We start from the raw sequence: 20,688 nt of genomic DNA on the forward strand, positions 1-20,688 counted from the left end.
TAGAGGAGGTGAAATTAATGAATAATGAGAAACCAAAAAACTTAGAAAAGTTTGACCAAGAGGTATACGCACGTACATCTGATAATAACATGCCGATTTTTGGCAAGGCTGAGCCTCTTACTGACGAAGAAAGAAAACAACTAGAATCTGCTATATCATTCTAAAACTCAGCGTACTTGATTAAAAATTAATCAAGTACGCTAGAATTTATTAAAGGGGGCATTCGTTGTGACAAAAGACATCATTGTGATTGATGATTTTTATAAAGAACCAAATAAAGTAAGAAGTATGGCATTGAATGTGCATGGTTGGATTGACGAAAACATGCAAGGTGAGAAAAAGCCAAGCATAGAAACAGAGAAAAATTTTTATACAAAAGAAGTTATAAATCAATTCGAGAGTATATTAGGATTTGATATTGATGTCGACCCTAATAAAATGGGGTTTGGCGTTTTTGCTTTTTATCCTTCGTATTCTAGAGTAGATTTAACAACACATTTTGATGACAGTGATTGGTCAGGAATTATTTATTTAGTTCCAAATGATTTATGTCAAGGTGGTATTTCTTTATATCGACACCGACAAACTGGACTTACTGGTCCTCCTAGTGAAGAACAACTATCTGAATTAGGATATATATCGATGGATAGCTGGTATGAAGATTATCTTAATTGGAAGTTAGAACCAGAAGCTTGGGAAGAAACAGTGTATATCGATATGCAATTTAATCGGCTGGTTTTATTGAATTCCGGTGCATTGTTTCATAGAGCTTCATCGGGTTTTGGAGATTCTCCAAGTAATGGACGCTTAACTCAAAGATTTTTCTTTAATAGAAAGAAAGGTGTGTAGTAAATGCAAAATAAGAAGATAATTGTAATTGAAAATTTTTATAAGAATCCTGAACTAATAAGAAATTTAGCAGTAAAATCAGATTATTCATCAGTTGCTAAATTGAACTATCCAGGGTTTCAAAGTGATAAAGAGTTTGACGCAAATGGAATTATAGAGGTTTTTGAACAGATTATAGGTAACAAAATTGAAGATCCGAAGGGTCGATTTACTTTTGGAGGTTTTCGTTTAATAACAGAACAAACAGGTAAAGTCTTAAAGGTTCATGCGGATACAATAATTGATTGGGCAGGATTAATCTTTTTAACACCAAAAGCTCCCTTAAACTCAGGCTTAGGGATATATAGACACAGAGAGTCAGGGTTGACTGGTCCGCCAACAGACATGAAAGCAAGAGAACTAGGTTATGAAGATACTTCTGAGTTTGAAAGGTGTGTAATAAGAAAAGATATGGATGATCCATCTAAATGGGAATTGATTAGTTTCATAGGCAATCAATTTAATAGATTAGTTCTAATTAAGGGTTGTGAATTATATCATGCACCGATGAAAGGCTTTGGACAAACTCCTGAAAATTGTAGGATCACTCAAAACTTCTTCTTTAAAGAGGTGACAAAAAAAGATTACACCTCAAAACTCGTTTCACTATAAGGAGGGTGAAAATTGGGAATTTTAGGTGAAGATATAATAGTTGTTGATAATTTTTATAAAAATCCCATGCAGGTTCGGGAGCTTGCATTAAATGCAGAGTATAATTTTTTTGGAAATAAAGCTAATTTTCCAGGAGGAGAATCAGTAAAAGCATTTTATACGCAAGAGCATATTAGAAGATTTGAGAGTTTAGTTAATCAGAAAATACATGTAGCCACCGATAAATATGTGTTTGGTAAATTTCGATTTTCTACATCGAATGATATTTCTCAAACGGTAGTGCATTTTGATAAGGTTAGCTGGGCTGCAATTATTTACTTAAGTTTAAATGAAGATTGTAAAGGCGGCCTTGGTATTTATAAACATAAGGAATTAAATTTGCCGACTGTCCCTTTGTCGTATAGGTTGATGGCTTATGGCTGTAAGGATATTATTGAATTTGATGAAAAACATGTGTTACCGATTACTAAAGAGAAAAAAGCGTGGGACTTAATTAAAGAAATACCTATAAAATATAATAGACTGATTTTAATGAAAGGTGAAAAATACTTTCATGGAATTACAAAACAATTTGGAAAAAATATAACAGATTCAAGACTTTCACAAGTGTTCTTTTTCAAAAATGAAGAAAATGAGGATAAATATGAACAAAAAGCAGTCATCTCTAAAAGAGAAAATAAATAAGAAAATTATGAGACAAGGTGGTATTCCAACAATTCTAGATAATTTTATCCTAAACGAACTATATAATGGTAACAAATCTACACTATTAAAAAAAATAATAACTAGCGATAAATTATCTGCTGCTAGATACCAACCAATTTTAGAAAGAATTGAAAAGACTAATGGGTCAGAATTACCCTTTTTATCAAGATTATACAGTCAAGGAAAAAATGAAGTATACAGATGGAAGGGACAGCCGCTTTTCAAAAGTATATATGATAAAGCTATATATGAGTTGCTAATTTATGAAACTTGTCCCTCGACAATTATTGAATTTGGCGCAACTGAGACAAGTCTTAGATGGTTAAAATCAGTTATAAATCAATATCAATATAAGACAAGATTGATTGGAATAAATATTGTGAACATCAATAATAAAGATGAACTAGAATACTTAAATATAAATGCAAATGATATTCAGGATGAAAAGTATAATAAATTTTTCATTAATCTTGAACATCCATTGATAATTATTGAGGATTGTCATGTTAATACAAAAGGAATACTGGAGTTCTTTTCTGATTTAATTCACCCTGGTGATTATATAATCATAGAGGATAGTATTTCAAAACAGAAAGAAATAAAACAATGGGCAATAAACAGGATTAATTTTTTTGTGGACACTAGGTATACAGATTTTTTCGGCATAAACACTGTTTCGGCAACTAATTCTATTATTACGAAAGTAGGGGATTAGATGATCAATCCGATTGATAGAATAAAAGAGGTATATTTTAATAATCAAAAAAATAAAAGACTCTTTTTAGGGAAGGTAGATAAAAATCTTCTTATAAACGATTTATTTCTTCCTAATTTAAAATCTGGAACGATTATTGAAAGTAAGAATATTACTTTATACGAAGACTTCAAATCAATTGGGAAAGTTGATAATAAAATATTAGCAGTTTTTTCAAAATTAATAAACACAAAGACTTCAGAAATTATTTTCGAAGGTGTTTTTAGTTTAGAAGACTTTTTGAAAGAATATGGTTCTAACCTAAACCTAGATGGTCTACATTTTCCTGGAGCTGATCTTTCTGGTGCTAATTTAAGTGCTTCATCACTAAGTAATTCAAATTTAATCGGGGCAAATTTAACAAAGTCAAATTTAAGAAGTGTAGACTTTTCAAATTCAAATTTGCAAGGTGTAGATTTTGAAGATTCAAATATGCTAGGTTCAACTTTTATAAGTACGGATTTAAGAAGAACTAACCTTAAGCATTGTGAACTTAGAGAATCAACATTCAAAGGAGTTCCGTTAAGGGGAGCGGAATTATGGGGGGCTTATTTATGGGGAGTAAATTTGGATGAATGTTTCATCGATGGTGTAGATGTTTCAAGAGCAGATACACGAGGTTCTTAATATGATACAAAAGTGTTTATATAGTGAGGAAGACTTTTTTCTAAAAAGTGTTGATACCATTTTAAGAGGAGATAGAATTTTTACTGGAACTCAAATTGATGATTTTTCCTTAGTGAACTTAAATCATAATAAAAGAATACTATTATTAGGTGGGGGACAAGGAGGTGCAATAAGAAGTCTATTAATTAATAATCCGAGTGCAGAAATCTACGTTGTTGATATAGATCAGAACAACATTACAATTACAGAAACTATATACAGTAAGTACTTCCATAGTATAAAAAAGAATGTGTTCTTTTTTAGGATAAACGCAAAAAATATTTTTGATTATTTCAAGGGTTGTGAATTTGATTCAATCTGTATTGACTTATATACAATCAATGGTTATCCTGAATTTTTATTCGAGATTAACTACTTAACAAAAATTAAAAGCTTATTAACTAACAAAGGAATTCTAATATTAAATGCTTTTGGTCTACCAGACCATTTAAGGCCCTTACAAGGGAACAATCCACAAGTATATATTATGAATGCTCTTTACGAAGTGTTTAATAATGTTTCTTATATAATAAACAGAAGAAATATGACTTTAGTTTCTGCCTTGGGCAATAATCCCCTTTGTTGTCTAGGAGAATCAAAAGTTGATTTGAATGTGAATGACTTATTAGCGTATAAAATGATTAATCTAAGATGGCAGTTAAGAATGAGGATGAGCACTCCATTGGATATTAATAATAATCTCAAACCAGATATATTAACGAAAGAATTTTTGAATAAGGAAATGTCATTTAGATGGCGCCATTTAATAGAGGTATTGAGTCAATACTTAATAGTTGAAAATGACATGTTTACAAAACAAAATCTAAAAGAGTACATTTTATACAGGCCAGAAGTGTTTTTAGACATTACTCTAGATTTATTAAAAGATAATAAACCCGAAGCCTCATTTTTACCAATTACTATTGGCAGTTTGTCTTTTACTTTAAAACATGATTTTTCTTGGTTTATAAAATGGTTTATTGCCAATAGCAATTTTATATTGAAATACCAACCAGAATGGGGTGTGAATATTGCTCTGACACAAATAGTTTCTATAATAATAAATGATTCGGGGAACTATAATAATTTTATTACTGATATAGATAAGATAATTATGAAAACCAGTACGGAATTATAATATAGTGAGTAAATTATAGGGAAGGTTTTAGCGGATTAAAACCCTAATTTTGGACAATAACACTCTTAAACTACTTTTTACTTAGAAATTCGCTATTTTTCTTGAATTACCTTTTTTGTCCACCTGAGATTATAGCCGCTTCGATTCCAAAACTGGCATTCGAGGCGAGGACAAAAGGGAGGAAAAATCTCCAATATGGTTTCTCGGTCGATAAAAATTTGATATAACTTTTACTCATTATGCATATCTCTGACGCTTAGAGAGCATTAAATTACATTTTCCTCCCTTATTATATCCATTCCAATACAACCTGTATAATTGTACAGCATTGTCTAAATCAAAAAATTACATTGTTGAGGAATTTTTTTAATTGAAAAGTAAGTTGCATTATATTCATTTTAAAAACGCTTAGAACGTGTACACCAACAATAAATAGTACATAGGATTATTGTTATTTGGTATAAGACCTCGGATGAGCTCGACTTGGTGCCAAAGAACCAGCATAATAGCCAATCTACTTGCTACTATTTGTCAAATAGTAGCGAGATATTATTGTATATTGCTTGCAATTTGTGATCATTATATTATATTATCCTATTTTGTACTACGCAGTAAGATGATTCCTAAAATACAAGGTAGTGCTAATTTCATTCAACTGTTATTGATTAGCACTATCAAACATTATACTTCTTTTAGAGTACTTATTAACCTGCTTCGAATAACGTTGTGATAATTTCTTTTTATGTGATTGAAACATGTCTTCTAAAGGAATATTATAGTTGTTTGCAATCACAATTAAATTACCCAATACATCTCCTAATTCTTCAGTTAATTCCTGTTTGTTTTCCTCATAAGACCCCTGTAGCTCATCAGGTCTATCCCTGCCAATCTCAAGGGCTCTTATAGCTCTTGCTACTTCTCCAGTTTCTTCTGCCAAAAAGCCAATTCGAATAAAAATATCTAAGTCAGACCACCCCCTGCTTTCATAATACTGCTTTACCCACTGTTGAAACTCGGTCACATTCATGTTTGGATATCCTTTCTATGATTTTTAGTTTCTTAACTCTAAAATAGCAATGTAGATTTGTAAAAGTGTTTCGGTTACCAATTTACCTTCCTATTTATTTTATTGATGTTTCTTTCTGCACGATCTAAAAAATAGAATCAGCTTGTAACTAACATGTTGTAAAATCAATATTTACCTTTCTTTTAAAAACAATTGACCGAAATTCACTTGAACTTCCACACTGCGACCAACTTGTTTAATCGTAATGTTAATCACCCTTTTAGTCGCTTATAGTCTCAAATAACATTTTATCATGTGTATAAATAACACCTCCACCTACAAACGAATACTCCAACGCACTATATATTGGAACTGCTAAATCATAAATATAAAAATGTTTCTCACAATCTTGAAAATCAACCATTGCCAAATTCGAATCTTTATTAACCAATATGTTTTCTAACCATAAATCGCCGTGTAACAATCCATAATTCGAATTATGTTTTGAGATTTTTTTATGATTGATAAAACCTCTTTTGCAATATCTCTAATAGTACATTCTTCTTTAGGAATATATTTAAGAAAGGCATATTCCTCGTTATCATGCCAATCATTGATATATCTAATTGGATGTATTTCTTCAAACTTCTTGGACAAAGGATTTAGTTACACTTACTAGCTAATTAAGTAAATCCATTCAGAGAGATTCCTACATGAAATTACCACTAACTGAATAACCATTTTTTTCCTCTTATTTCTGATTCTTTTCATCCTTCTATTATATATATTACTTTTTTCTTTCCTCTTCAAATCTGCCTTTACGCCTTATCCCCCTTAGTTTCAACTTGATTTTTATACTTCAAGGCAATGGGACTTAGCCTAAACGCCAGATTTCCTCCTTATTTTCCCACTTTTTGTTTCAAAAATGACCGTTTTTTCACCTTTTTCGAAGTTAAAATAGAAATTTTCGAGAACGTTGCATGAGGAAAGCAAAGACGAACTGAGACAGAACAAGGACTAGATATGAAAAAGACCCCAAAATCGCAAATGATTATTTTAACGAAATCAGGGTCGGTTTAAAAATGTTTATTTTTACGAACAAGAGTTTATTTTAGTTAGACAAATTTTTTAAAAAGTTTAACTACACACTCCACATGATTTGTCTGAGGAAACATATCAACTGGCTGTATTTCCTTTGTTTCATAGCCGCCTTCATCAAGTATTTTTAAATCGCGTGCTAGTGTAGAAGGATTGCAGGAAACATATACAATCCGATTTGGTTCCATTTCAATCATGGCTTGAAGAAAATCTATTTCGCAACCTTTACGCGGAGGATCAATGACAATAACATCCGGCTGAAGTCCTTGAGCTTTCCACCGTGGCATAACTTTTTCAGCTTTTCCAACAATAAACTCTGCATTCGTAATACCGTTGAGCTTTGCATTTATTTTCGCATCGTGAATCGCTTCCGGAACGACTTCAATACCATATACTTTTTTTGCTTGTCGAGCCAAAAACAATGAAATAGTGCCAATCCCGCAATAGGCATCAATTACTACATCATTTGCTCCAATATTTGCATATTCCAATGCCTTTTCATATAATACCTTTGTTTGTTGCGGGTTGACCTGATAAAAGGATTTTGCCGAAATGGCGAAACGAATATCACCAATCGTATCGTAGATATAGGCGTCCCCCCAGATAACCTTTGTTTCCTTTCCTAAAATAACATTCGTCCGTTCTTTGTTAACATTATGAACAACAGATTTAACATGAGGGTATGTTTCGGTCAATTCTTTAATTAGCTTATCTTGCTGAGGCAGTTTTTCCGTTCGGGTTACAATTACAATCATCGTATCATTTGTTTCTCTACCTGTGCGCACCATAATATGACGCAGAACACCGCTATGTTGCTTCTCATTATATGCTTGTATACCTAAACGTTCAGCAATTCGCCGTACAGCCTCTACCATCCGATCATTTACCTCATCTTGAATAACACAAGTATTCATATCTTCAATAATACGGTGACTTCTTTTTTGGTAAAATCCAGTAATTAGTTCGCCTTTCTTTTCGCCTACTGGAATTTGTACTTTGTTACGATAACGCCAAGGATCTCTCATCCCTAGTGTTGGCAAAACAGAGACATCATCTAGATGCGCAATCTTCCGCATGACATTTTTCACTTGATTTCGTTTCATCTCAAGCTGCATATCATAGCTCATATGCTGTAATTGACAGCCACCGCATTTATAATACACATTACACGGTGGCTCTACACGCTCCGAACTTTGCTTCTCTATTTGCAAGAGCTTGCCATAGCCGAAGTTTTTATTTACTTTAACGACTTTAACCAATGCTTTTTCACCCGGCAAAGCATTTGGGACAAATAATGGATAGCCGTCTATTTTTGCAATACCGTTACCTTCATGGGTCAAATCTTCAAAAGTAAGTGTTACTGTTTCATTCTTTTTTACTGGTACTACTCTTTTTGCCATTATTCTCTTCCTTTATACGCTTGTATGTATTCCTTATCGCATAACTCTATGAGGTATCCACATGTAAAGCGACAAGAATAACTATAGTCTAACTTAATTTTTTTCTATAAACAACAGCATTAAAGTTGCAAATGGTCCTAGTAAGAGTGATACAAGAAACCAATTCAGACCGCTTCTATTTTTCCCCTGTGCCAGACCGGCATTTATTAATGCAAGCGTTCCCCAGCCAACATAATAATTTGCATTTTCCACATGAACATCTCCCCCCATACCCATACTGTTTTAAAGAGCCATGGCGTTTCACTCTTACTAAAGATTCGGCTACATACAAGATCCTTACTAATGAGCGGGAATATGTCTTTTTAAACTGTCCTCAGCTAATTTCAGGTTCAGCAGAAGATTTTTAACTTAAAACAGTTCTTCAATACAGAAACCATTCCCTAAAAATCGGCTTAATCATATTATGTGTTATCCGAAGCTTAAGCTCTCTTCATATGGACAACCATTTTTTTAGAAAAACTTGGCTTGACGCCAAGTCTTTAGCGAAAGCTGTAGTTTTTTTTCTTATACTATAAACCTAAAAACTTTATACTATCCCATAGTATAAAAAAGACTACTGTACAAGTAGCCTTTTTTACCTTTTTTCAATGAATTCAGTTGGAACAAAAAATTCAATATGTTGTTGCAGATTGACAAATTCGCCCGGGAGCAGACCACCATATTCTCCATCTATATTTAATTGCATCTTTTCATCCGTAGTCACCTTAATATGCTTTGCCTTGTCATAAATGACATGTTTATCCTCTAAATGTGCTCCTCGTAAAGCAAGCGTCGCAATTCGAATAAACTCAGCCAAATTCGTTTTTCGTAGAATAATTAAATCAAAATAACCATCCTGCATATCTGCATCAGGAGCAAGCTTTTCAAAGCCTCCAACAGAATTTGAATTAGAAATAAGAAAAAGCATAATATCCTCGTCTACTACTTTTCCGTCATATTCTATTTTGGCTCTTGTCGGTTTTAAAGAAGGCAGCATTTCAATACCTTTCATATAATAAGCGAGCTGTCCCAACATGGTTTTTAATTTGCTAGGCACTTCATAAGTCAGCTCGGTTAACTTACCTCCACCAGCTATATTCATAAAATAATGGTTGTTTACTTTTCCAATATCTAAAAACATTGTTTTGCCTTCGATAATAACATCTACAGCTTTTTGAATATCTCTTGGAATCCGTAAAGCTCTCGCAAAATCATTTGTCGTTCCCACAGGGATGATGCCCAACTTTGGTCGGTGATTTTGCTCAGCAAGGCCATTAATTACCTCATTTATGGTACCATCACCACCAGCAGCAATAACAAGATCATGTCCTCTCTCAATCGCTAATCTTGCAGCAGTGGTAGCATCCCCCTCGCAAGTTGTTGCATGAGCAGAAGTTTCATATCCAGCTACTTCAAGCTTTTCTAAAACAACTGGTAATTCTTTTCTAAAGGCTTCTCTCCCAGATGTAGGGTTATAGATAATACGTGCTTTCTTCATTGTTTTCCCTCCGCAATGCACCATGCACTGATATGCAGAACTGTTTCTATTTATAATAGCGAACATTAAGTTAATACTAAGCAAAAATTCATGAACTATTAAAGAAATGAATGAACTCTCAATACTCGAATACGGTTAACATAAGAGTCGCCTGATCCTTAACTGCTTGAAAAGAGGAGTTAATAGCTTTGGTTCTCACAAGACATATATATATAATGGAACCTGATACCTAGGAGACAGCTCTTTTCTTACATAAAACCCTAGACTATCATAGATTTAAAATCATGATAGTCTAGGTTAACTACTATCGCTTATTAATTTCTTCTAATAAGATTTTATTAACCATTGGCGGGTTTGCTTGCCCCTTGGTCGCTTTCATTACTTGACCCACTAAGAAACCAACAGCCTTCTTTTTACCATTTTTATAATCTATGATGGACTGTTCATTTTCATCAAGGACTTTTGAAATAATCTCTTTTAACTGACCCTCATCAGAAATTTGAACCAGACCTTTTTCTTTAACAATTTTCTCTGGATCGCCGCCTTTTTCAACCAACTCAGCAAAGACTTTTTTCGCTATTTTTGATGAAATGGTACCATCATCAATGAGCTTAATCATTTTGCTTAATGCCTCTGGAGTAATCGCTAAATCATCTAATTCTTTATAATGTTTATTCATATAGGCAGATAATTCTCCCATTAACCAGTTGGAAACTTGTTTTATATCAACATCATGAGCGATTGCTTCCTCGAAAAAGTCTGCCATTTGTTTCGAATTCGTAATGACCGTTGCATCGTATTCCGGCAACCCAATTTCTTCCATATATCGTTGTTTACGTGCGTCTGGAAGTTCAGGAATCTCTTGACGAATTCGCTCTTTCCAAGCATCATCAATATACAATGGAACAAGATCCGGTTCTGGGAAGTAACGATAATCATCCGAACCTTCTTTCACACGCATTAATAAAGTCTCTTTTGTTCTCTCATCATAACGGCGAGTTTCTTGAAGGATCTCTCCACCGGAAAGCAAGACTTTTTCTTGACGTTTTTCTTCAAACTCTAACCCTTTTTGTACATAACTAAAGGAGTTTAAGTTTTTCAATTCGGTTTTTGTGCCAAATTCCTTTTGCCCAATTGGACGAAGTGAAATATTAGCATCACAACGTAGCGAGCCTTCCTCCATTTTCACATCGGAAACGCCTGTATAATGGATAATATTTTTCAGTTTTTCTAAATATGCATATGCTTCTTCTGGAGAACGCATATCCGGTTCGGAGACAATCTCAATTAATGGCGCTCCTTGACGGTTAAAATCAATTAATGAATATCCATCATCACCATGTGTTAATTTTCCAGCATCTTCTTCCAAATGCAGGCGAGTAATTCCAATTCGTTTTTTCTTTCCATGCACTTCAATTTCGATCCAGCCATTTTCACCAATTGGCTGATCAAATTGAGAGATTTGGTAAGCTTTTGGATTGTCTGGGTAGAAGTAATTTTTACGATCAAACTTTGTATGTGTTGCAATTTCACAATTCAGAGCCATTGCCGCTTTCATTGCAAAATTAACTGCTTCTTCATTTAAGACAGGTAAAACCCCAGGATAACCTAGATCAATTGGGTTGACATTCGTATTTGGTGCTGTCCCGAACGCATTCACGCTAGGGCTAAATATTTTGGATTTTGTTTTTAATTCAACATGTACCTCTAAGCCAATAATTGTTTCGAAATTCATTCGTTGGCACCTCCTAGCTGAGGGCGTTGTTTATGATGATCTGTCACTTGTTCATAAGCATGTGCTGCCCGGTATACCGTCATTTCATCAAAATGTTTACCGATAATTTGCAGACCAATTGGTAAACCATCCGTTGAAAAGCCACAAGGAATGGAAATACCCGGTACTCCTGCCAAGTTCACTGGAATAGTTAAAAGATCATTTGCATACATCGTTAATGGATCATCCACTTTTTCCCCAACTTTAAATGCTGGAGTTGGTGTTGTTGGTCCCATCACGACATCATAATCCTCAAGAATCTTATCAAAATCATTTTTAATTAAAGTACGTACTTTTTGGGCTTTTTTGTAATAAGCATCATAGTAGCCAGAGCTAAGTGCAAATGTACCTAACATAATACGGCGTTTTACTTCATCACCAAAGCCTTCGCTGCGAGATTTTTTAAACATATCAATCATATTATCTGCATTTTTTGAACGAACCCCATAGCGAACCCCGTCAAAACGAGCCAGATTTGCTGATGCTTCAGATGAAGATAATAAATAATACGTTGCTACAGCATATTTGGAATGCGGTAAAGATACTTCTTCCCAAGTTGCACCTAATGATTCATATACTTTTAATGCTTGAAGGACAGCCTCTTTCACTTCAGGTGCTACCCCTTCACCAAGGTATTCCTTAGGTACAGCAATTTTTAATCCTTTCACATTTCCAGTTAAAGCTTTTGTGTATGCTGGAACCTCAATATTTGCACTTGTTGCATCCATGGAATCGTGTCCAGCAATAACTTCTAATACCCGTGCATTGTCCTCTACGGTTCGCGTAATTGGACCGATTTGATCCAATGAAGATGCAAAAGCAACTAGACCGAAACGAGATACCCGTCCATAAGTTGGCTTTAAACCAACTACACCGCAAAATGCAGCAGGCTGGCGGATCGAGCCACCAGTATCAGATCCTAAAGCAAATAGCACTTCACCTGACGCTACAGCTGCAGCTGAACCACCACTCGATCCCCCCGGTACATAGTCTATATTCCAGGGATTACGGGTTGGTTCATAACTGGAGTTTTCATTTGAAGATCCCATAGCAAATTCATCCATGTTCAGTTTACCAATCGTAACTGCCTTTTCGTTATGCAATTTTTCGATAACAGTAGCGTTATATAAAGGATCATGAAAATTATCAAGAATTTGGCTCGCGCAAGTAGTGCGTAAAGCTTTTGTAACAATATTATCTTTAATCCCACTTGGCATTCCAAATAGAGCCCCGGTTTTGTCCACTGACTCGTCCAGCTCTTTTGCGTAAGCAAGAGCCTTATCATTGTTTAATGTTAAAAATGCATGAACCTTATCATCGACTTCTTGAATTCGTTCATAAGAGGCGTTTACTAAGTCTTGTACCGTAATTTCATTATTATGTAGTTTTTCTTCTAATTCTTTTATTGTGTGATCAAATAATGACATGCTTATTCCCTCCTACTCCAAAATTGATGGGACACGAAAATGACCATCTTTGTGATCTGGAGCATTTTTCAGTGCTTCTTCTTGTGTAATCCATTGCTTTGGCTCATCTTTACGCATTACATTTTTTATATCCAGCACATGTGTTGTCGGCTCAACATTCGTGGTGTCCAGTTCATTCAGCTGTTCTGCATAAGCAATAATGGAACTTAAATGCTCCGTAAACATTTCAGTTTCTTCTTCTGTTACATGTAAACGAGCTAAGTGAGCTACATGCTTTACTTGATCTTTTGAAATTTTATCCACTATTTTCCCTCCAAACAGTTATCTTCTTTCATTATATACATAAGTCCTTCATCCATAAAGTGAATCTTCAAACCGTGGGGTTTTCTTTGATCCCCTCCTGATTGTTAGAATGAACAGAATCGGCACTATTCATTTTTCCAAACAACTGTACAAAAAGAACCGAGAAGCAGCCAAGTTTTGGGGCAAACGGATTTATATATTTAAATGATAGAACCGCGAAATTAGCCAACTTGGCTGAACCCTAACCTTGATGCGGGAAACTATCCAATGTTGCACATAAGTAGGACATTAAAATTTCCACTGCATTCTCTTTCGTACATACTTTTAGCGAACAAAGAATTTCGATCTGCCATTTTTGACGAACTTTTTGAACATGCCCTACTATCTCATTTTAAACGTTAGTAACACTATAGATGATAGCAGAATGACCTATTACTAAGCAACTAAAGTTAAATAAAAAGTTGATTTGAGCCTCAATAAGTTTCATATGTGTAATCAGCTACATTTTTATAGTCAACCTCTCTTTATCATGCCACGCTTTTATTCTTAAAACCATTACTCTTGCAACTTTTTAATTGTTTGGTCAAAGTCTTGCGTTAATTCTGTGTTTGGCTTATCCAACAAACTGACAATGATCGTAACAATACAGTTAAATAAAAACCCAGGAGCAATTTCATATAGCTCGAATATACCACCTTCAAGAAAGTTTCCCCAAACAATAACGGTTACAGCACCAATGACGATTCCTGCTAATGCACCATTTCTTGTAATTCCTCGCCAAAATAAAGATAAAAGAATAATCGGTCCAAAAGCTGCACCAAACCCAGCCCAAGCATAACTAACAAGCTTTAACACAGAACTTTCTGGATTTAAAGCAATTCCCATTGCAATCAGTGCTATACATACTGTTGCAATTCTACCAACCCAAATTAGTTCTTTACTTGAAGCTTTCTTACGAAAAATAGCTTTATAAAAATCTTCCGCTACAGCCGATGATGAGACGAGCAACTGTGAATCAATGGTACTCATGATAGCTGAAAGAATGGCAGCTAAAAGTATACCTGCCATTACCGGATGAAAGAGAATTTGTGAAAAAGCAATAAAGATTTTTTCCGAATCTGCTAGTACTTGTAATCCATTCTCATGAATAACTTGAATTCCAAATTCGGAAAGCCTGGAAACGTCCTCTGTACTTATAAAAGCTAAACCGACAAACCCTGTAAAAATAGCACCATACAGCCCTAATATCATCCATGTCGTCCCAATGAATCTAGCTAATGGTACATCTTTGGAAGAGCGTAAAGCCATGAATCGAACAAGGATATGCGGCTGACCAAAATAACCGAGTCCCCAAGCAAGTGAAGATATAATTGCCATGATGCCAATACCTTCAACCATACTTAAATGAGATGGTGCAATCTCACCAACTGCTTGAACTGCTTCATTCCATCCACCCATTTCATTTGATGCAACAATTGGTACAACTAATAAAGTAAAAAGCATAAGACTACCTTGAATAAAATCAGTCCAAGCTACAGCTAAAAACCCACCAAGTAATGTATAAGAAACAACGACTATTCCTCCAATCCAAAGCGCCGTTTCATACGGAACATCAAATGAAGCTTCAAATAATTTCGCTCCGCCAACTAAACCAGATGAAGTATAAAAAGTAAAAAAAACTAAAATTACTAAGGCAGCTATCACTCGAAGAATATGAGATTGGTCTTTAAAACGATTCTCTAAAAAGTCAGGAATGGTAATGGAGTTATTGGAAACTTCTGTATAGACTCGCAGTCGCTTAGCAACAAATTGCCAATTTAAGTAAGCACCTATAGCCAGACCAACCCCCATCCATGCTTCAGAAATTCCCGTAGCATAAACGGCTCCCGGTAAACCTAATAATAACCATCCGCTCATATCCGATGCACCGGCACTTAATGCAGCAACCCCCGGCCCAAGACTGCGACCACCTAAGACGTAATCCGATAAGCTATTTGTTCGATAATACATAATGATTCCGATTACTAACATAATTATTAGGTAAATAATAAACGTTATCAGCGTGGGTAAATCCATGTACTACTTTCTCCTTTCTATAATTAAAGTAATAAACGATAAAACAATTAAACTAGGCATCGGAACAAACAACCAAAACCAAGTAACTCCTTGAATTGAATATTCCATAAAAGATAGACCTCCTTTTCTATAGTTTATTAAAAGTATGTATTGCTTGTAAAATCCGAATTTTCATTCATCATTATTATTTTATGCTTATAATAACTTGTTTAGTTAATAAAGTGAAACTTCATTCAAGGAGTGCTTTTCTCCTTGAATGTTAGTTGAACGAATCGGGCATTTAGGTGCCGTTTTCTCATCATGTTCGTAACATCATTAGCACATTTTCGAATGGAGAAAAATACGCACCTTACATGTGGGATATAACGAATTATTGATTTAAGGTTAAACGTGTATAAACACGGGGGAGAATTTCCGGAAAGACTTGTAGTAGGATGAACTTATTAATAACCTTTAGTTATGAGTGATTTTCTTAAACAAAAAACTAGGCGCCCTCTTGGTCGATAATTTGACTAAAAGACTACCTAGTTAGTTGTTCGCTATATCATGTTTTCCTTGTTATTGGACATATTTACCAATGGTTGCTTCATTAAGTCCAACTGTGCTTACATAATATCCTTCTGCCCAAAATGTCTGTTTTCAAACTTATATTTTAAGTTTACATACTTATCAAATATCATTAGTGCGCTTTTATCTTTGAATATCTCAAAAACTTAAAACAGATATTTTTGGTGGAATATTTACTAACATATGCACATGATCAGATAGAAGATGCCCCCTCGATTATCTCTACCCCTTTATATTTACATAGTTCGTAGTATTTCACTTATACTTCTTCAATATAGAGATTATAAATTATTTTTCTTCTACGCTTTAGAGTGCACACAATATGGTATTTACAAGGCTATTTTATTTGTGCCAAACTTTTGGCTTTATCGGCCAATTTGCTCACTTTCCTTCCTATCTTATAGGCACGAACAATCTCTATTATAAGAAGAAAGTGAGTTTTTGGCCACCCGTATAGCAGGCACGCTGCCGCGAGCTCAACTGACTAAAGTCATAATAAAAAAACTGTGGTAGCAAATCATAAGGTTTAAAGCAGTGAAGTTGATTTCCACCACTATATTTGGAAGAAAGTCGGATACTCCCCCTAAATTTTATTTTTTAATCTGTCTACCTTTAAGGGACATATAAAAATTCAATAATCCATCAAGACTTATAACTTAAAATAATATTGTTAAAGAACACCAATTACATATTACTTTCTTCAAAATCCTTCATCTTTTCTATTAAATCTTGTTTTTCCTTGTTTTTTCTTACATATTTATACTCAAAATAGTATATTCTATCTGCTGGACCAAACTTACTTTTGTTCCAGTTTGTGTAGTCGAAATGTACATTTAAATTACCTAAACTATTAACTAACAACGTAACAGAAAACCAAGGTTCTTGGTCGTTATCAATAAACAACTTTTGTAGTTCAACAGTTAGTTGAAATAATTTATGGAGTTCTTTATTGTAAGCCCTCTTATCTATATTATATAGTTTTGGGATATAATGAGAAAAAACGTGTTGCTCCTCCCCTTTAGGCATAAAAAAGAAGAAAGCTCCTCCTTCTCCATTCTTAACTTCACTATTAAAACAGAAGTTTTCCCATTCAACTGGAATCATATCATTAACCTGTTGGGCAATTTCAGTATATAACTTATTTAATTCCATTTCAAAACTCATAATATCAGCCTCCTGATTTGTTTGTAGTCTCACGAATCACTGGGAATTGACCTTCGATTTCATATTCAACTAAAAAGGAATCGGGTCTCATTGATTTATTAGAATAGATTGGCTCAATGCGACAGAAACTTTCTTGGGTGGTATTTCTTTTAACGCATTTGCCCACTCAGTTTCCATCTCGTACCAAGCTCCACCTCTCCTATTAATTTGACTATTTTGTGGTAGAGATTATCTATATCAGAAGGGCCATTAAATTGGGCTCCAATTAAGTGCCCACCATTATCATCTGGGAATCTATCTTTTCCCCCTACATTCGCTTGAGCATATTTATTTCTATCAGCTTTTTTCAATACAAGGTTAGGAGCGTTTACATTTACAATACGCCCAATATCATCTGTAGTATACTTATAGTTATCATTAGTGATATATTTTATATTGGGTAATAGTACTTTTTTTCCATTTTTACCCTTCACTATATGTTCTCCAAAATCTATTTGTCTAACCTCTTTAGTAATTGTATTAATATTTAGTTTACTACTTTCGTCTCTACCTTTAGTTATATCTTTTTCGCCGTTCTTCACCGAAAACATCTGTGGGCGGATTTCACCAAGCGGCTTCGATCCCATTCCAATCATCGGAATTGTAGAATAGCCTGTCGAAAGTTGCTCTCGATAGAACACAGGCATTTTCACCTTAGATAGTGCTACTTTAGCTGTATTTAACTTCTCTTGGAAATAACTCTTGCTGTAAGGTTTCCCACCAGTCAGCTTTGGCGATTTCCCTGCACTTCCTACTTTGGAAATTTCCTTTCCTCTTAAGGCCCAGGTACTTGGTATTAGTGCCGGCAAAGCAGAACCCGTTACATACATGATTCCCTCTTGTTTCACGGTATCGGTGAAAGACTGATTCAAAAAACAATTTTTTAAATTAAATAGTGTATTCTCGATTTTCCTTTTTTGTGGAGATGAAATTACCCTTAACTTGTGATTTTAAAAAGGTCACTTAATTAAACATTGAAAATATAATTAATAGAATTATAAATGTTCTTGAAACTAAAACAAAAAGTCGACTTAAAAGCTAGAGCAGGGATTTCTCAAACAATATCACTATTAATAGTATCCTTACTAACTGCCACGAGGTTAGATAAAAATACGAGAACCTAAAGTGTCATCATACCTAGGCTCTCGTATTTTTCCGCTTATTTCCATCCATTGTACTCTAAAAATTTATCTGGGATTCTTAGCTCTAGCTGTTGTTCAAGTTCTTGGTAAAAAACTTGCATATCAGCTTTGTCATACCATTTCTGAGTGTTTTTCAATGGAATTCTTTTATCACCAATGAATAAGTGACAGCCAAATCTTCCTCTATCATAATTAAATATTACATTAAAATAATCATAAGCAATAAAACTGAAGCTAAACATAGTATAAGGTTTATCAGTGCGAGTAATAACATTAAAACTACTTGTTATTTTGTCTTTAAAGTAATTTTTTATTTCTTTCATTATTTTATCTTCAAGGACTTCACTATTTTGCAATCCAAACATCTCCTTTGGTTTCTAATTTAATATATCCATGTTCTCTTTGAAGATAGCTCCATTCGCTGAATAAAAAACTATCTGGATAATCTTCCGGATTGTGAGAAAACCTTATTTCTTTACCACTTTTCACAGCATCATCCAAAGCAGGAACATTAAAATACTCAAACATTTCATCATTCGTTAAACCATATTTCTTTTGAATATTTCCCCATTCACTTCCTAAATCAAAGTACATAGAATCTTTACCAGCCTTTCCAATATAGGAATCTGTTCCTGCCTTTCCCCAGTTTTCCACACCATTTTCAATTGTTGGTGTATATTTTCCTAAGGTCATAGAATTACTGTCTATATTATGCATAGAAGCTTTACGAATATCTTTGAAATCCTCGACGGGGATTTTTCCACCAATTTTTCCATCGATTATATCAAGTCCATCAATTTTGCTTGTTGCAATACTAGCTCTCTTACTTCCATTCCCCTTTAAAGTATCCTTCCCCTCATTCTTTACCGAAAACATCTGTGGGCGGATTTCACCAAGCGGCTTCGATCCCATTCCAATCATCGGGATCGTTGAGTAGCCTGTTGAAAGTTGTTCTCTGTAAAACACAGGCACTTTTACCTTAGCCAGTTCCGCTTTAGCTGCATTTAACTTCTCTTGGAAATAACTCTTGCTGTAAGGTTTCCCACCAGTCAGCTTTGGCGATTTCCCTGCACTTCCTACTTTGGAAATTCCCTTTGCTCCTCTTAAAGCCCAGGTACTTGGTATTAGTGCCGGCAAAGCAGAACCCGTTACATACATGATTCCCTCTTGTTCCACGGTATCGGTGAAAGACTGGGCGGCGGATTCCGCTACACGCATAGGATCTTGTAGAAATTGTATCGCAACTTGGGTGTAGCTATCAAGCGTTTTATCTGCCTTATCTTTCAACCAAGCTGGTTCGATTACATCAGGAATATAGCCTGATGCAACAATTACACCAGCATCCACCGCAACCGTCACTAATCCGCTAACCAGTCCTACTATTCCATTTGCCAATCCTTTTAAAAGGTTGCCAGCACCCTCAGCTATAGTTTCGACGACATCCCATACTCCTTCAAAGAAGTTCGTATATTTTTTCTTTACATTTCCAGCTAAATTATTATAGGCGTCATCAACATTTTCAAATCGCTTCACTTTCGTGTTGTACAGTTCCCACAAGTCATCCATTTTGTTTTGAAGTTTATTTCTTGTGGATCGAATGCTTTCCTGAATGCGTTCCATATTCCTTCTATTGCTTTCGCTTGCTTCTTTTTCCGCTTCCGTAGGGTCATCCAACAAGCTGAAAAAAGAGGAAGGTGTCCGATAACTTTGGTTCAATGCTTTAAGTACGTTTCTTTCCATACCCTTGTCTATTTGCTTTAGATTTGCCCATATATCATTTCGGTCGACCCGCATCATTTGGTTTCTCGCAATAGGGGAAATATAAGTAGTGGTGTCTCTCACATAATTTTCAAATAATGACAACAGATCATTAATTTGCGTTTCGTATTTTTCGATTTTATCCTTCGATGTATCGATATTTTGATCCCATGCTTCGACACTTTTTCCCTTGTTGGTTTGAATAAACGTAGAAACCTTATTCAGAGAATCATTCATTTTTACTAGAGCATTCTTATACGAATGAAGTTCCCCTATAATATCATCCAAAATCCCATAATTGATTTGTAAATCCCGCTTCATGAACCATTGCCCCCAATTGCCTCGCCAAGTTCTTCATCCAATTGCTTCATGCTTTCCAGTAATATTTTTCCCGCTTGGTGGATTTCTTCCATTTGGTGGATCAAATCTTGGTTGATATCATTGTTCATGTTGTCCAGTAGGGCATCGACTTTATCAATAAAATCCGAATGAAATGATTTGAGACGACCTCTCGTATTGGAACGAAAGGTAATTGTATAGCCTGTAAAATCATCGATTCCAGTCTGTAATTGTTGAATGATTTTTCGCAGCTCTATCAGATTTAATTTAATTTCTTGTGCGGATACCACAAAAC

Annotated in this window: 19 protein-coding genes and 3 pseudogenes; 7 read left to right on the forward strand and 15 right to left on the reverse strand. The window is 34.7% G+C overall.

What is annotated here, in order from left to right:
- Positions 1 to 17 precede the first annotated feature (17 nt).
- The 7 genes from JNUCC74_RS14670 to JNUCC74_RS14700 all read left to right on the forward strand — a co-directional run bounded on the left by JNUCC74_RS14670 (position 18) and on the right by JNUCC74_RS14700 (position 4,763).
- Positions 18 to 164: a hypothetical protein gene (locus JNUCC74_RS14670; protein WP_454065919.1), complete on the forward strand. Its 147-nt coding sequence runs from the start codon at positions 18 to 20 to the stop codon at positions 162 to 164.
- Between the two features lie 64 nt (positions 165 to 228).
- On the forward strand, positions 229 to 849 hold the full coding sequence (locus JNUCC74_RS14675) for a DUF6445 family protein (RefSeq protein ID WP_454065920.1): 621 nt from the start codon (positions 229 to 231) through the stop codon (positions 847 to 849).
- Between the two features lie 3 nt (positions 850 to 852).
- Entirely contained in the window at positions 853 to 1,500 is a 648-nt protein-coding gene (locus JNUCC74_RS14680; RefSeq protein WP_454065921.1) for a DUF6445 family protein, read from the forward strand.
- A gap of 12 nt (positions 1,501 to 1,512) precedes the next feature.
- Positions 1,513 to 2,184, forward strand: coding sequence for a DUF6445 family protein (locus JNUCC74_RS14685; RefSeq protein WP_454065922.1), 672 nt, complete (start codon positions 1,513 to 1,515; stop codon positions 2,182 to 2,184).
- Positions 2,144 to 2,920, forward strand: coding sequence for a CmcI family methyltransferase (locus JNUCC74_RS14690; RefSeq protein WP_454065923.1), 777 nt, complete (start codon positions 2,144 to 2,146; stop codon positions 2,918 to 2,920). Before JNUCC74_RS14685 ends, JNUCC74_RS14690 begins: the two co-directional genes overlap by 41 nt.
- Positions 2,921 to 3,586 carry a pentapeptide repeat-containing protein gene (locus tag JNUCC74_RS14695; protein WP_454065924.1) on the forward strand — a complete coding sequence of 222 codons (666 nt, stop codon included), beginning with the start codon at positions 2,921 to 2,923 and terminating at the stop codon, positions 3,584 to 3,586.
- A 1-nt stretch (position 3,587) separates the two neighbouring features.
- A complete protein-coding gene (locus JNUCC74_RS14700; protein ID WP_454065925.1) occupies positions 3,588 to 4,763 on the forward strand; it encodes a spermine/spermidine synthase domain-containing protein in 1,176 nt (391 codons plus the stop codon).
- A gap of 658 nt (positions 4,764 to 5,421) precedes the next feature.
- On the opposite strand, the gene JNUCC74_RS14705 is transcribed toward JNUCC74_RS14700, so the two are convergent.
- The 15 genes and pseudogenes from JNUCC74_RS14705 to JNUCC74_RS14775 all read right to left on the reverse strand — a co-directional run bounded on the left by JNUCC74_RS14705 (position 5,422) and on the right by JNUCC74_RS14775 (position 20,683).
- Positions 5,422 to 5,790, reverse strand: a complete 369-nt coding sequence (locus JNUCC74_RS14705; RefSeq protein WP_454065926.1) for a MazG nucleotide pyrophosphohydrolase domain-containing protein — start codon at positions 5,788 to 5,790, stop codon at positions 5,422 to 5,424.
- Positions 5,791 to 6,052: 262 nt separating this feature from the next.
- Positions 6,053 to 6,435, reverse strand: a pseudogene (locus tag JNUCC74_RS14710) (phosphotransferase); the annotation flags it as partial.
- 449 nt (positions 6,436 to 6,884) lie between these two features.
- Positions 6,885 to 8,267: a 23S rRNA (uracil(1939)-C(5))-methyltransferase RlmD gene (rlmD, locus tag JNUCC74_RS14715; RefSeq protein ID WP_454065927.1), complete on the reverse strand. Its 1,383-nt coding sequence runs from the start codon at positions 8,265 to 8,267 to the stop codon at positions 6,885 to 6,887.
- A 93-nt stretch (positions 8,268 to 8,360) separates the two neighbouring features.
- Entirely contained in the window at positions 8,361 to 8,519 is a 159-nt protein-coding gene (locus JNUCC74_RS14720; protein ID WP_454065928.1) for a hypothetical protein, read from the reverse strand.
- Between the two features lie 382 nt (positions 8,520 to 8,901).
- A complete protein-coding gene (locus JNUCC74_RS14725) occupies positions 8,902 to 9,804 on the reverse strand; it encodes a diacylglycerol kinase (RefSeq protein WP_454065929.1) in 903 nt (300 codons plus the stop codon).
- A gap of 304 nt (positions 9,805 to 10,108) precedes the next feature.
- A complete protein-coding gene (gene gatB, locus JNUCC74_RS14730; protein ID WP_454065930.1) occupies positions 10,109 to 11,539 on the reverse strand; it encodes an Asp-tRNA(Asn)/Glu-tRNA(Gln) amidotransferase subunit GatB in 1,431 nt (476 codons plus the stop codon).
- Positions 11,536 to 13,005, reverse strand: coding sequence for an Asp-tRNA(Asn)/Glu-tRNA(Gln) amidotransferase subunit GatA (gene gatA, locus JNUCC74_RS14735; RefSeq protein WP_454065931.1), 1,470 nt, complete (start codon positions 13,003 to 13,005; stop codon positions 11,536 to 11,538). Before gatA ends, gatB begins: the two co-directional genes overlap by 4 nt.
- A 12-nt stretch (positions 13,006 to 13,017) precedes the next feature.
- Positions 13,018 to 13,308, reverse strand: a complete 291-nt coding sequence (gene gatC, locus JNUCC74_RS14740; RefSeq protein ID WP_077318189.1) for an Asp-tRNA(Asn)/Glu-tRNA(Gln) amidotransferase subunit GatC — start codon at positions 13,306 to 13,308, stop codon at positions 13,018 to 13,020.
- A 555-nt stretch (positions 13,309 to 13,863) separates the two neighbouring features.
- On the reverse strand, positions 13,864 to 15,384 hold the full coding sequence (gene putP / locus JNUCC74_RS14745; protein WP_454065932.1) for a sodium/proline symporter PutP: 1,521 nt from the start codon (positions 15,382 to 15,384) through the stop codon (positions 13,864 to 13,866).
- Positions 15,385 to 15,945: 561 nt separating this feature from the next.
- Positions 15,946 to 16,273, reverse strand: a pseudogene (gene tnpA / locus JNUCC74_RS14750) (IS200/IS605 family transposase); the annotation flags it as partial.
- Positions 16,274 to 16,635: 362 nt separating this feature from the next.
- Complete coding sequence (locus tag JNUCC74_RS14755; protein ID WP_454065933.1) at positions 16,636 to 17,115, reverse strand: immunity protein YezG family protein; 480 nt, start codon at positions 17,113 to 17,115, stop codon at positions 16,636 to 16,638.
- An 87-nt stretch (positions 17,116 to 17,202) separates the two neighbouring features.
- Positions 17,203 to 17,984 (reverse strand): annotated as a pseudogene (locus JNUCC74_RS14760) (DNA/RNA non-specific endonuclease).
- A 329-nt stretch (positions 17,985 to 18,313) separates the two neighbouring features.
- Positions 18,314 to 18,652 (reverse strand): hypothetical protein, encoded by a 339-nt coding sequence (locus JNUCC74_RS14765; RefSeq protein WP_454065934.1) that lies wholly within the window; start codon positions 18,650 to 18,652, stop codon positions 18,314 to 18,316.
- Entirely contained in the window at positions 18,642 to 20,375 is a 1,734-nt protein-coding gene (locus tag JNUCC74_RS14770) for a hypothetical protein (RefSeq protein WP_454065935.1), read from the reverse strand. The genes JNUCC74_RS14765 and JNUCC74_RS14770 overlap by 11 nt, the downstream gene beginning before the upstream one ends.
- Positions 20,372 to 20,683, reverse strand: coding sequence for a hypothetical protein (locus JNUCC74_RS14775; RefSeq protein ID WP_454065936.1), 312 nt, complete (start codon positions 20,681 to 20,683; stop codon positions 20,372 to 20,374). Before JNUCC74_RS14775 ends, JNUCC74_RS14770 begins: the two co-directional genes overlap by 4 nt.
- Positions 20,684 to 20,688: the final 5 nt, after the last annotated feature.

The organism is Cerasibacillus sp. JNUCC 74 (assembly GCF_053667775.1).

What these genes read in the sequence shown, in the direction of transcription:
- JNUCC74_RS14670 (WP_454065919.1), top strand. Translation starts at nt 18, where the DNA reads ATGAATAATGAGAAACCAAAAAACTTAGAAAAGTTTGACCAAGAGGTA.
- JNUCC74_RS14680 (WP_454065921.1), top strand. Translation starts at nt 853, where the DNA reads ATGCAAAATAAGAAGATAATTGTAATTGAAAATTTTTATAAGAATCCT.
- JNUCC74_RS14690 (WP_454065923.1), top strand. Translation starts at nt 2,144, where the DNA reads ATGAACAAAAAGCAGTCATCTCTAAAAGAGAAAATAAATAAGAAAATT.
- JNUCC74_RS14695 (WP_454065924.1), top strand. Translation starts at nt 2,921, where the DNA reads ATGATCAATCCGATTGATAGAATAAAAGAGGTATATTTTAATAATCAA.
- JNUCC74_RS14700 (WP_454065925.1), top strand. Translation starts at nt 3,588, where the DNA reads ATGATACAAAAGTGTTTATATAGTGAGGAAGACTTTTTTCTAAAAAGT.
- JNUCC74_RS14705 (WP_454065926.1), bottom strand. Translation starts at nt 5,790, where the DNA reads ATGAATGTGACCGAGTTTCAACAGTGGGTAAAGCAGTATTATGAAAGC.
- rlmD (WP_454065927.1), bottom strand. Translation starts at nt 8,267, where the DNA reads ATGGCAAAAAGAGTAGTACCAGTAAAAAAGAATGAAACAGTAACACTT.
- JNUCC74_RS14725 (WP_454065929.1), bottom strand. Translation starts at nt 9,804, where the DNA reads ATGAAGAAAGCACGTATTATCTATAACCCTACATCTGGGAGAGAAGCC.
- gatB (WP_454065930.1), bottom strand. Translation starts at nt 11,539, where the DNA reads ATGAATTTCGAAACAATTATTGGCTTAGAGGTACATGTTGAATTAAAA.
- gatA (WP_454065931.1), bottom strand. Translation starts at nt 13,005, where the DNA reads ATGTCATTATTTGATCACACAATAAAAGAATTAGAAGAAAAACTACAT.
- putP (WP_454065932.1), bottom strand. Translation starts at nt 15,384, where the DNA reads ATGGATTTACCCACGCTGATAACGTTTATTATTTACCTAATAATTATG.
- JNUCC74_RS14755 (WP_454065933.1), bottom strand. Translation starts at nt 17,115, where the DNA reads ATGAGTTTTGAAATGGAATTAAATAAGTTATATACTGAAATTGCCCAA.
- JNUCC74_RS14770 (WP_454065935.1), bottom strand. Translation starts at nt 20,375, where the DNA reads ATGAAGCGGGATTTACAAATCAATTATGGGATTTTGGATGATATTATA.